The sequence below is a fragment of the Cellulomonas sp. genome (assembly GCF_017744555.1).
Classification (GTDB): Bacteria; Actinomycetota; Actinomycetes; order Actinomycetales; family Cellulomonadaceae; genus Cellulomonas.
Window position 1 is genome coordinate 1 of record NZ_JAGIBD010000054.1, and the last position, 11,674, is coordinate 11,674.

Sequence of the window (11,674 nt, forward strand, 5' to 3'; positions counted from 1 at the left end):
GGCCCGCGGTAGTCGGGGATCCCCGAGTCCGTCGAGACGCCCGCCCCCGTCAGCACCGCGAGGCGCCGCCCCGCGAGCGTGGCCACCACGTCCGCGAGCGTGCCCGCGCGTGCCGTGCCGGTGGTGCTCACGTCTCCACGGTACGACGCGGGTGGGCGGTGCTCGCAGCGGGGTGGAGGCCTGAAGCGCGTCGTAGGCCGTACCGTGCCGGGGTCTCGAAGTCCGTCGCTGGAACGCCGGACAGCGCGCGGCGGCCCTCGGTAGGTTTCGGGTGCCGCGCGGCCGTGCGCCAGGCGCGGCTGGCCGCACGACGACGCCGGGTCGGCCGCTCGAAGGGGGAGCGCACGTGGTCCAGCTCTGGCGGAGCTTCTCCCACCTGATCCCGCTGGTCGTCGTGGTCGGTGGCGTCGCGTTCGTCGCTGCCGCGTGGGTCGGCTGGGAGCGCGCGGGCAGCCGGCGCACGTGGGCGGCGGTGCGCCGCGCCTGCTACGACGGCGCGTTCGCGGTGTGGGTCGTCGCGGTCGCGGTCATCACGTTGTCACCCGGAGCCGGGGCCGGGCTGCCGGGGATGGAGCCGAGCGTGCGGATGGTCCCGTTCGCCGACCTGGCCGACCTCCTCACGTCGTCGGTGCACTGGGAGGTGCCGCTCGTCCAGATCGGGGGGAACCTCGCGCTGTTCGCGGCGGGCGGTGCCCTCACCGTGCTGCGCGGCCGGTCCGGTGTGCTGCGGACGGCGTCGATCTACTTCGCCGTCAGGGTCGTGATCGAGTCGATCCAGTACGTGATCGGCGGACGATCGGCCGTGGTGGACGACGTGATCCTGGCGGGTGTGGGGGCGGGGATCGGCGCGGCGTTCGTCATCGTCGCCCGACGCCTCACCGCCCGCGGCGACCGGCGGGCTGCGGTGCCGCAGGCTGCAGGAGCGGCCGCCGGCGCGGGGGTGAGCGACGACGACTGACCCTCGCCCGGCACGGATTGGGTGCTGGGGCTCCGAGCGGGTACTCTCAGACGCCGAGGTAGCGTGTCCGAGCGGCCTAAGGAGCACGCCTCGAAAGCGTGTGTGGGTGAAAGTCCACCGTGGGTTCAAATCCCACCGCTACCGCCACCAGGGTGTCGACGCGGTTCGGCACCACATAGCGACGGAACCTGGGTTCCGGGCCCCGACAGGGGCTCTGGGCCCAGGTTCCGCCGTTTCAGGGCCTCGACCCACCGGGCGGACGACGCCAGCGGCGGTCTCGCTTCCTGGCCGTGCTGGTAGCGGGAGCGTCAATCGGCACGTCCGGGCGGAGCAGGCTGCACGCGAACCGCGGCAGTTGACGGCCGACCTCACGCTGCGGCGCACCGCGTCGGTTGTGCCGATCGAGGAACTGCCGGATTTGGGTGCATGTGGCGGACGGCGACCCCAAGATCGCGCCGTCGGGGGTGACCCACAAGCGGGGGCGCAACCGCAACGCTAGGACCTGCGGGTCGCGTTCGGCCAGCACTGGCCGCGTCGACGGGCGCGACGAATGCTAGTGGGGCGCCGCTGGCCGCGCGAAACAAGTCATGCGCAGCCGGTGACGCCCCTCGTTTGGAGTGGCGAGCGTCACGGGGTAGCGGCGGGTGCCGGTGCGACTGCTGGCGGTACATGGAGGGTTCCGGTCGTGTGCAGATGGTGCATGATCTGCTGCCGCTTGCTCTTCCCGAGGCTTGTCATGTCGCCGGTGCGGTGCTGCTCGAGAAACTGGTTCAGGCCGGCAGAGGCGCAGCAGACTTAGTCGGTTCGGGAGCCACCAGAGCGGCCATCTTCGTCACGGCCCCCTGATCTTGCTGGTTGCGTTGCCATCGTCGCGTCCGATGCTGTCAGAGACAGAGTGCTCGACCCAGACGTCCCCGTCCTCCGCGACGAATGTCAAGTGGACCACCACGGCGTACGCCTGGCCGCCGACCTTCTTGAAGGTCGGGGGGAGTGGGCCGAAGTCGCTGTACCCGGTGCGGCCCTCGCGGGTGAACTCGCGATGGGAGGGGGTGAACCACTCCTGGCCGGAGTGGTCGGACTTACTGGCTGCACCGTGACCGCGTGCTCGACCTCGACGGCCTGCGTGGCAGGGACGGCACGAAGGTACGAGCGCGGGTCTGCCGCCTGGTGGATGAATGCGGCCGCCAGCTCGGCGGCGCGGCTGGTGTCCTGGCGCCACACGTGAGCGCAGCCGGTGCATCGGTAGCGGTGGACCGTGATCAGCAACGTCGTGGGTCGCCAGCCCAGCGGCTCATGGGCCAGCTCGCGCGTGACCGTGTCCCGCACGGCGCCCTCGCAGCCGCAACGCTGGCACCAGCGATCCGGCTCGACGACCCGGCAGGCCAGCACCGCACGGTCCGGCTCAAGCCGTCGCCCGTGAACTTCCAGGCCGAGCTCATCCAGCCGGGCGAACGTGGTCAGGCCAGGGCTCGCGAAGGTCGCGTCAGACACGTCGAGGTCTTCCAGATGGGCTGTGTGAGAACTCCCATCCTCGGGTGACCTCGACCTCTACGCGGACACCGGCGCGCCGCTCACCACACCCTCATCAGCGATGAGCCTGCAAACCGCCCACGCCACCAGGCGGGTTCGGTCAGAGTCCTGACCTCCGGTGGTGCTCCTCGGCCGCCCGGTGATCGAGGACTTCCGGGCGATGTGTACTCCGCCTCCAATCGCAGCCCCTCAAGTTCACGCCGGCGACCCTGCGTCGTCCAAGCGGCGCCGCAGGTGGGAGATGATGCTGAGGGCGTCCAGGCAGTCCTGGTAGGTGAATACGCCTTCGCCGTCGAGACGCACCATCTCTTCGTGGGCGAGAGGGTTGCGGAACCCTTGCTGGACTCCGAGGGATAGTTCGCGTTGGGCGGTGCGGATGTTCTTCTCCGTTTCGGGACTGAACCCGGATCCCGCCCACTTCGTGAAGACGTTCAGCTCGCCGTCGTCGCGGAGCGCCTTCGTGAGAACGTCGCGCTCCTTCAGGTTCGCCGTGTCCGGCGCTGCAGCACGGACGTCGGCGACGTACCGCTTGGCGGCCTCGAGTACGGCGGCCATGTACTTCTCGCTTGTGTAGAAGTCCTCCGCGACCTCGGCGATCCGCGGGTGCAGATGCCGCCAGTGCATGTCGGCGTACTCGGGTGCGAGTTCCGACAGGCCGACGACGAGGCTCGTGCGATCGTCGTCACCGATCTCCGAGTCCGAAGACGTGAGCAGGTCGAGCACATCTCGCACGGAGCTCGCCTCTGGCCCTCGAATCGTCGCGACCCACGTCTCGCTGTCGACGCCGAGGTCAGTCTGCAACCGCTCCTTCTTTGCCTTCGTACGAGTGCCGCGCCTGAGGTCCGCCACCTGGCGGATCACGCCGTCGAGATAGTCGCGGAGCTGCTCGCCCTCCGCTGACTCCCAGCTCAACGATCTGCGGTCCGTCGCGATAATGTCCTCGTCGAGGTCGTCGACGTAGTCGACTTCGATGTATCCCGTGATGTACGAGAACGCGTAGCTGGATTCAGGGACGCCGAAGTACTCAGGCTCGTGGGCGAGGCGACCGTGCACGTAGAGCGTGACGCCGCGCATCTCCGCCGGGAGGGGCTTGACGGTCGCGAAGATCTCCCCGTGGATATCCTTCTCGCGGGCGAAGCCCCCGCCAGCGTCGATGTCTTCAGGAATTCTCCACGAGGTTTCGACTTCGACCAATTCGTAGCGGAGATCGCGCGTGACCTCGACCTCGTGCCCGTCGACGCCCACGACGGACAGCTTGAAGTCGGCGTCGACGTGCTGAAACAGTCGCGCGAGGCTGCGGGCCAGCGAGCGCGCGTCGACGGCTGTCCTACGGCGGAGTGCTTCGACTCGGATCGAGGTGCCGTGATCGGCAAGGTCGCCGGGTTCGTGGTCGGTCGGCGGTCGGTACTCGCCCTTCGTGGCCTTCAAGTCGTGCCAGTCCATGGACACGCGGGTCCACATGTCGGTATCCGCACGTTTCGTCCGGACGGACACCCGGTCGCCGATACCGAAGAGAGCGAGCTTTCCTAGACCCTTGCGACCCGCGACGCGACGATGTCCAGACTCGGACGTCCCACCGTCCTCGGAGCGCCGGTTGCGGCCGATCCGAAGGTACTTCTCGCCCAGGTCCTCATCTGACATCCCGTGGCCGTCGTCGACGACCTCAACGGACCGCCCGTCGTCGTCGTACAGGACGACTCGGACGTACGTTGCGTCGGCGTCGTACGAGTTCGCGACGAGTTCGGCCACGGCGTTCGGGAGGTGCGAGTACATCTTGAAGCCGAGGTGCTCGATCGTCATTGGATCGAAGGACAGCTTCATGTCGACCATGTGTCTCCCTGGGTGGCTCTAGCTTGCGTCGAGCAGTACCTGACCGATCGCCTCGCCCAGGGGCAGAGGGACGGCGTTGCCGATCTGTCGCGCGATCGCGGTCTTGGACCCGACCCAGCGGTAGTCGTCGGGAAAGCCCTGCAACCGGGCGGCCTCGAAGTGGCTGATCGCACGGTGTGCGACAGGGTGGAGGTAGCGGCCCTTCTCGGGCTTGAAGAACTCCGTGCGGATCGTCACCGAGGGGCGGTCCCAGTGGAGGCGTCCCATGACGTCGGCCGAGCCGGTCTTGTGGCGGCGCCAGCAGTCGGCCAGCAGGTGGTCGGGGATATCGAACCTGTTGCCCCCCTCCGGGATCGTCCGGAACCTGGCACGGGAGGTGGAGGTGTAGGTCCGATCGAGGTGCAGCTCCGTCGTTCGGAACGCACCGGGGAGCACTCGGCCGGCGAACTCGGTGGCCCGCACGGGAAGGTCCGTACCGTCGCAGCTATGGCGGACGCCGGCCAGCGCCTCGCGAACGGTCCGCTGTCGATCGGTCGTCACCGGCTCAGGCCAGCCGGGGAACGGAAGATCGCGGAGGTGGCCGATGAGGACTGCGCGCCGCCGTGCCTGTGCGGCGCCGTGGTCGGCGGCGTTGATCACGCGGGCCTGGAACGTCCAGTCGGCGAGTAGGCCGCCCGGCTCGGTAGAACACTGGAACCGGGCGTACTGCTCGGACCGCAGGAAGGCGGCGACGTTCTCGACGACGAAGTACCGGGGCCGCGCCTGGACCACGGTCCGCGCGTACTCCTCCCACAGCTCGTTCCGTGTGTCTTCGGCATCCTGCTTGCCGAGGGTCGAGAAGCCCTGGCAAGGAGGCCCACCCACGACGACGTCGACTTCAGGCACGTCGTGGTCGCGCAACCAGTCCTGGATCGGACCGACGTGGACCGTGGTGCCCGTGTGGTTCAGCGAGTAGGTCGCCGCCGCGGCGACGTCCAACTCCACGGCCTGCACAGTTGCGAAGCGGCCCGTCCGATGCAAGCCAGCGCTCAGTCCTCCGGCACCCGCGAAGAGGTCGAGAACAGTGAGGTCGGCGGGCCGCGCCTCGGCGGCGGAAGTCACAGAACGACCCATGATAAGGGACCGTAGCCGGCCGCGCCCACATCGTGCCAGAGGCGCACCGGGCAGCCTGGCGACGTGCCCGGGTCGTACGTCGTCGGTGTGACGGCGTCGTCGCCCGCCGTCGCCGCGCGGATGGCCTGTCAGCGCCGTCGGGACAGAGTGCCGGAGGTCGACCTCCGGCACCGACTGCATGCCTCGGGGCTCAGGTATCGCGTGGACGCCGCACTGCCCGGCCTCCCGCGGCGGCGCTCTGACATCTTGCTCACGAGAGCGTGGATCGATGTGTTCGTCGAAGGGTGCTTTTGGCACGGCTGTGCACTCCACGGGACGTCTCCGGTCGCGAACTCCACGTGGTAGGAGGCGAAGCTCGCGAGCAACGTCGCGCGAGACCGGGACACCGACGCCTACCTGGACGGTCTGGGCTGGCTGCTACTGCGCTACCGGGAGCACGACGACCCGGTCGCCGCGGACGAGAGCATCCGTCGCGCCTGGTACGAGCGTGTCGGCGCGCAACGGCAGGCTCGACCCGACCTTGGGTCAGGGGGTTGGTCGTCGTGAAGAGCGCACCGATGCAGCCCACGTTCGTCGATGCGCTCGCGGGCACCAGGCGTGCGGCGACAGGTCTGCTCCCATCTGGTCGGTGCGGCGCGGCTGACCTCGGCCCGAAATCGCCACGTGAGGTAGGTCGTCGCGGGTAGGTTGACGAGGGCCGGTCTGGCGCGGATCGGTGGATGCGTTGAGTCGGGAAGGGCTGAGCGTGGACGGTTTGAGTGAGGTCTCCGGACCTGTCGATGCCCTATACCGACAGATTCTGCGCACCGGCGAACTCTCCACGCCGGTAGATGCTGGCCTGGTCGCCGAGCTTGCGATGGCGCTGACCGCTGGCGGCGCCCTGCGGGAGTTGGCGGACTGCACGGATCTCGCCTCCACCGGCGGACCGGGCTCGATCTCGACCATGCTGGTCCCCCTGATGGCGCGTGCCTCTGGTGTGCCTGTAGCCAAGGTCGGGGTGCCCGGCCGTCCGGCTGGTGCGGTCGACGTCCTCGCTAACGTGCCCGGGTACCGCTGGTCTTCCACTGCGGATGAGTTCGACGCCGCAATGCGCCGCTCTGGATTCGCACACACCGCCGCCAACGAGCACTGGGCCCCCGGGGACGCAGCCCTGTTCCGCCTTCGGCAGGCCGAGGGCACGCAGAACGTTCCCGCGCTGGTCGTGGCCAGTCTTCTGGCCAAGAAACTCGCGGCTGGCGTCAGGTATCCAGGATTCGAGGTTCGCGCGGCCCCCCACGGCAACTTCGGGTCTAGCCGCGATGAGGTTCGTCGCCATGCCTCCCTACTTTGCGAGGTGGCCAGTCGTCTCGGCATGCGCGCCACGGTGTTCGTCACGGACGCGGAGTTTCCGCCCCAGCCCTGGATCGGCCGCGGCGAAGCTCTGTTCGCGCTCAGCATCGCGTGTCTCCAGTACGGCGGCGGCACTAGCCGAGACGTCCTCGGCCCAGAGGACCCGGTCATCGCGGCATGGCTTACCGAACACGTCGCCTACTGCGAGCAGATCACCGGGGTGCTCGTGAAGGCATCCTCCCAAAAGGTGACTAGAGACGCCGTGGAATACCCAGCAGCACCTGTGCGGTCACCGGAGAGCGGATGCGATATCACCACGGCCCTGAGTGAACACTTGGTGGCACATGGGTCGACGTGGGGCCGTTTCAACGAGCGGTCCAGGGCGACGATCGCAGGGCCGCGCACGATCTTGAGGGCCGAGCGCGGTGGCTTCCTGCGATACCGCATCGAGCGAATCCGGGACTGCCTCGTAGGCGGCAACTCGCCGGTTGCGAGCTCCGGAGGGGCCTCCGAGGGGGCCTTTCCCGATCGGGTGGGCGCGCTCCTGCACGTTCCGGTGGACATGCGAGTTGAGCCCGGGGATGCGGTCCTCTCTCTGCGGTGGCCTAGCGAATTGGGCTCACCCGACGTGAGCGACCTGTTCGAAATCACGGCCGTCCCTGCAAGATCGCCATCTGAGGCTATCGGACAACTCCGAGAGGTCATCGACTAGGATGCAGAACTACACATGCTTCTGGCACCCCAAGTACGGGTACGGCAGCGGCGAACTCACAGACGAGTGCGATGAATGCGGCCGCAAGATGGACCACCCGCTGACGCAACTGCCCGAGCAGATTAGCTCCTACCGGGTGACAGCGAAGATCTCGCGTGGCTTCTATGCCGTGACCTACGTCGCGGAGACCAACGACTTCCTGGCGCGGAAGGTCTGTCTGAAGGTGGCGCCGAGAGCTGTCTATGAGATGGCCGGAAAGGACTTTGAGGCCGAGTGTAGGACGCACCTCCAGGTCGCCTCAGGGACCCGTCACCTGGTAGATATCACTGGCGTCGACCAAGTTGACGTGGCCTTCGGCGACGAGGCGCCCATCCCATGTCACGTCGCCGTGCTCGAGTACGTCGAGGGATCCTCTCTGGAGGACCTCCTCGCGGGAGAAGGTCAGTTGTCGGCGAAGCGGGTAGCGCAGATCGCGCTGGATCTGCTCGAACTTCTGCGGGAACTGGAGTCCCGTCAGATGAACCACAACGACTTGCACGCTGGCAACATCCTAATCCGGCAACTCGCCCCGGACGCGGTCCGAGGCGGCGACCAGATCGACCCGACGGTCGACACCGTCGCCGTGGACCTCGGCTCCGTCCAGGACGGCAGCAAGAGCGGCGACGTGGCGAAGCGCCTCGCGGACGCGCACCAGATAACCGATCACTTGGTGCGTCTGGCCCGTAGGCTCCACATTGATCCGGATGCCGCTGATGACGTCGACTACCGACTGTCCCGAGCCCTCGATGATATCGCCGCCCTTCTGCGGCCCGAACAACTGGCCCAGCGCAGCACCAACTACGCCGATCTGCAGGGCCACATCCGAGCGACGTTCGATCTGGCCACCTCCCCGTGGAAGGAGGTGCCGAAAGGCCTCACCCGGATGTCTGACTCCTACAACGCCCAGACGATGAGATCTTGGTTCATTCCCAAGTTGCTGGTGGACCCGAACGGATCCTGGCAAGAGCGTGTAGAGGCGCCAGGCCCACTCGTCATTACGGGCATGCGCGGCTGTGGCAAGACCATGCTGCTTCGCGCGCTGCAATTCCACGCCCGCGCCGTGGTGGCAAGTGAGGAAAGTGTCGACGCTACGCGTGTCCTGTCAGCGCTGCACCAAGACGGGTACGTCGGGCTCTACGCCTCGTGCAACCGGCTGCTCGACCGGCTCGGGCGGCCCGACCGTGAGATCCACGAGCCGATCAGTCGCCTCTTCCTGTTCTACGCGTTGCAGGCATTACAGGCTATCCGCCATCTCGACGAGCTCACCGACGGTACCCGCGCGAACCCCCGCCCGATCGCCGAGGTCGTCAGCGAACTGATCACGAACGCCGACCTTCGGGGGGCTACCTCAGCCCACCTGATGGAGCGACGCATCTACACAATGCTGAGATCTCTTGAGTCGGGCGAATCTGTCTACGTGCTCAGCAGCAGCCCCAATAACGCAATGACCGCGCTCGCCGCCGCAGTGACGCAATGCTCACGTGTGTGGGACGGTGTGAGCGTGTACTTTCTGCTCGATGATGTCTCGACGCGTCACCTCAATGAGAACAGCATCGCGACGCTGCTTTCGCAGCTCATGTTCGCCAGCGATGTATGCGCCTTCAAGATCACCACCGAGGCCCAGACGCTCGAGCTCGCTCTCAAGTCACCGGGCCTGGTCGAGCGCGCCCGCGCTGGCAGGGACTACGAGACCTTCGACCTCGCACAGGAGATTCTCAATAGTCTGCGAGCCCACAGTGGGAGGGCTGGCGGGGACTTCGTCACCAGTGTTCTGGACAAACGCCGAGGCCTGCTCGCCTCGCATCCGGCTCACAGCCCCGCCGAGATCCTCGGTCAGAAGAACCTCATCGACATCTCCCGTGACATCGCCTACGTTCAGTCGAGTTCGCCACGGCGCAAGCAGGTGTACGCGGGCGTCAACGCGCTGGCTGCCGTCTGCGTGGGAGACATCGGAGATGTGCTCTCGATCTACCAGATGATCATCGATCAGGCCGAGAGGTCTGGTCCGATTGCGCAGACGCCGGTCCCAGAGACCATTCAGTCCACCGCTTTCCAAGAGCACAGCGCGCGCCTGATCTGGCGGCTCAACAGGCGTGATGGACGTCTAAAGGACTTCGCCGATGGGTTCGCTCAGACCGCCCACGAGGAACTGCGCGACTCCGCGATCCGCCCAGAGAGCCAACGAGAACGACTGCGCGAGTACAGCCAGATCTACGTTCGGGTCACGACTGGGGACAAGGCAAGACAGCTCAGGCAGTTGCGGGAGCTGGTCGATGCCGGCGTGTTCGTGCTCTCTGGTGCGCCAGACGCTCCCCGGATCAAGACCAGGGATGGCGACCCGGTCACCCAGCACATCCTCACCTTCCGCAAGCTGCTCGGTTTGTCCAAGTACGTGCCCCTTGGGCATCGCGACCGTTTCGAGCTCTCTGGTGACAAGCTCGAACAGTGGCTCGATGACCCATCGCAGTGTGTGACGATCCTCAGACAGTCACCTCGCTCATACCCCACCGATGTATTTCAGGTCGGTGATGCAGCCTCTGATGCCGAGAGCCAGCTCGTAGCGATGGCAAATGGGGACTTGCCGGACGCTGGCCGGGTTGCGAGTACGTCGACAAGTGACGCCACCCCCCAAACAGGTGATTCAGCCCATGCGGACGGCGACAGGCGGAGCACCCTACGGCCCGCCCATGGCGCTCACGCGCAGCCCACTCTGTTCGACGACGTTCGCATCGACGAGGACGAGGAGAGCGAGTCGGTGGCGGCGGCGCCTCGTTCGGCGCAGACGGCGACGGTCTCGAAGGCCGACTGGAACGAGCTTCGAAACTCCGGCGTCTCTGGGGTGCTCGGCGGCCTCGGGTTCGAGGCACGTGCCGAGACCTCGATGCGGCGCATCACAGCTGAACTGGCCATCGCGCAAGCGGATCTGGTCGAGTACGGCCTGGCAGGCCGAACCGGGATTCTTGAGGTTCTCGACGGCGCGGTTGTCGCGCTGATCCCTGCCGCACGGGCCTCTTGGACCCCGCGTCCGGTCCAACAGGCACCGTTCCTCATCGACATCACGGGCCTCGCGAAACCCTTCATCTACACCGCGGTGCGCGGGCAGCTCCTCCAGCACGGAGAGGCCTACATCGCCTACACAGAGGCCGAGGAGTCGTATCCGCTACCGGACGAAGTTGAGAGAAGACTGGAGGCCAGCGTTGACGACGACATGTTCATGAGGCTGCACCGCTTTGATGACATCCTCACAGGCGAGCGAGGCGAATACGACTTCCTCCGCGTCGGTAGCGGGCAAGTCGACGACGGTCGTAGGCGAATGCTCGTCGCTGCTGCCTCTGCAAAACACGAGCGCCTCTTCACCCTGCTCGATCGCCGCGAGTACGACCGAGTCCAGATCATGATTCCCACTGACACCGGACCCCGGTCACGCTTGGCCGCGCTCGCTGCCGAAGTCGCGGCTAGTGACTACACTGCCTGCGAGATCGAGAAGGTCGACACCCACGACCTGGCTGACATGGTCGCCGCCGTCGAGACCTCCTACTCTCGCCGCTACCTTGAGGAGAACTACAACGTCGAGGTGGGACTGACCGGATCGAAACTCCACGCTGCCGCACTCGCGATCGCCAGCGCAGATCTGAAGTTCGCCGAAGCCTGGTACCTGAGACCGGAGGCCTACGACCCGGAGCGGTTCACGTCGGGCAGCGGCCAGACGCATCTGTATCGAGTGACAAGGCGACCATAGACCGCTGCCAACAAGTCGTGATCTTGGTGGTACGAGCCGCCAAGCCGAGCGAGGTTTAGTCGTAGGGGGCGTGCCGTCACACATGGTTGCTTTCAGCTACAGGTCGCAGCAGTGACGGCGTGCAGCAGGGCGCTTGCCTCTTGGCTGTCGTTTCCGCAGGTGAGCTCGCTGCGGTGTGATCACGCGAGCCAGCTTGGTGTGACAACTCCTCGGTATGACCCGTCGCCGCGTAGGTCAGGTAGTTGTGTCACCACCCCGCGGCAGCGAGACTCCGGGTCTCTGACCAGCGTCAACGCTGGCAAGAGACCCGGGGCCTCGCTGTCTCCTCGTGCCGCGGCGCCGAGGGCGCCCGATCTCAGAGCCGCGGCGCCCGCCCGCTGAACGTCTCGGCCTCGGCGAGGTACGCGGGCGAGATCTCCCCGGC

6 protein-coding genes, 1 tRNA gene and 2 pseudogenes are annotated in these 11,674 nt (G+C 66.8%); 5 read left to right on the forward strand and 4 right to left on the reverse strand.

Going from position 1 to position 11,674, the window contains the following annotated elements:
• Positions 1-131, reverse strand: a pseudogene (locus tag J7523_RS19250) (NAD-dependent deacetylase); the annotation flags it as partial.
• A 215-nt stretch (positions 132-346) separates the two neighbouring features.
• On the opposite strand from J7523_RS19250, the gene J7523_RS19255 reads away from it, so the two are divergent.
• Both J7523_RS19255 and J7523_RS19260 read left to right on the forward strand, forming a co-directional pair.
• Complete coding sequence (locus J7523_RS19255; protein ID WP_291890270.1) at positions 347-958, forward strand: VanZ family protein; 612 nt, start codon at positions 347-349, stop codon at positions 956-958.
• A 57-nt stretch (positions 959-1,015) separates the two neighbouring features.
• Positions 1,016-1,105: transfer RNA gene (locus J7523_RS19260), tRNA-Ser, on the forward strand.
• A gap of 1,041 nt (positions 1,106-2,146) precedes the next feature.
• Here J7523_RS19260 and J7523_RS19265 read toward each other — a convergent pair.
• From J7523_RS19265 to J7523_RS19275, 3 genes and pseudogenes are all read right to left on the reverse strand, one after another.
• A pseudogene (locus J7523_RS19265) lies at positions 2,147-2,449 on the reverse strand (ISL3 family transposase); the annotation flags it as partial.
• A 234-nt stretch (positions 2,450-2,683) separates the two neighbouring features.
• The gene (locus tag J7523_RS19270) at positions 2,684-4,318 is read right to left on the reverse strand and encodes a TIGR02391 family protein (RefSeq protein ID WP_291890272.1); all 1,635 of its coding nucleotides are present in this window, start codon (positions 4,316-4,318) and stop codon (positions 2,684-2,686) included.
• Positions 4,319-4,336: 18 nt separating this feature from the next.
• The gene (locus J7523_RS19275; RefSeq protein WP_291890274.1) at positions 4,337-5,431 is read right to left on the reverse strand and encodes a DNA cytosine methyltransferase; all 1,095 of its coding nucleotides are present in this window, start codon (positions 5,429-5,431) and stop codon (positions 4,337-4,339) included.
• A gap of 120 nt (positions 5,432-5,551) precedes the next feature.
• Here J7523_RS19275 and J7523_RS19280 point away from each other — a divergent pair, with 120 nt between their 5' ends.
• From J7523_RS19280 to J7523_RS19290, 3 genes are all read left to right on the forward strand, one after another.
• Positions 5,552-5,776: a hypothetical protein gene (locus tag J7523_RS19280; RefSeq protein WP_291890279.1), complete on the forward strand. Its 225-nt coding sequence runs from the start codon at positions 5,552-5,554 to the stop codon at positions 5,774-5,776.
• 409 nt (positions 5,777-6,185) lie between these two features.
• Positions 6,186-7,472, forward strand: coding sequence for a hypothetical protein (locus J7523_RS19285; RefSeq protein WP_291890276.1), 1,287 nt, complete (start codon positions 6,186-6,188; stop codon positions 7,470-7,472).
• A gap of 1 nt (position 7,473) precedes the next feature.
• Positions 7,474-11,250, forward strand: a complete 3,777-nt coding sequence (locus J7523_RS19290) for a protein kinase (RefSeq protein ID WP_291890278.1) — start codon at positions 7,474-7,476, stop codon at positions 11,248-11,250.
• Positions 11,251-11,674 lie beyond the last annotated feature (424 nt).

Bases quoted from the DNA above. Each gene is read 5' to 3' on its own strand.
- J7523_RS19270 (WP_291890272.1), bottom strand. From the start codon at position 4,318: ATGGTCGACATGAAGCTGTCCTTCGATCCAATGACGATCGAGCACCTC.
- J7523_RS19280 (WP_291890279.1), top strand. From the start codon at position 5,552: ATGGCCTGTCAGCGCCGTCGGGACAGAGTGCCGGAGGTCGACCTCCGG.
- J7523_RS19290 (WP_291890278.1), top strand. From the start codon at position 7,474: ATGCAGAACTACACATGCTTCTGGCACCCCAAGTACGGGTACGGCAGC.
- J7523_RS19275 (WP_291890274.1), bottom strand. From the start codon at position 5,431: ATGGGTCGTTCTGTGACTTCCGCCGCCGAGGCGCGGCCCGCCGACCTC.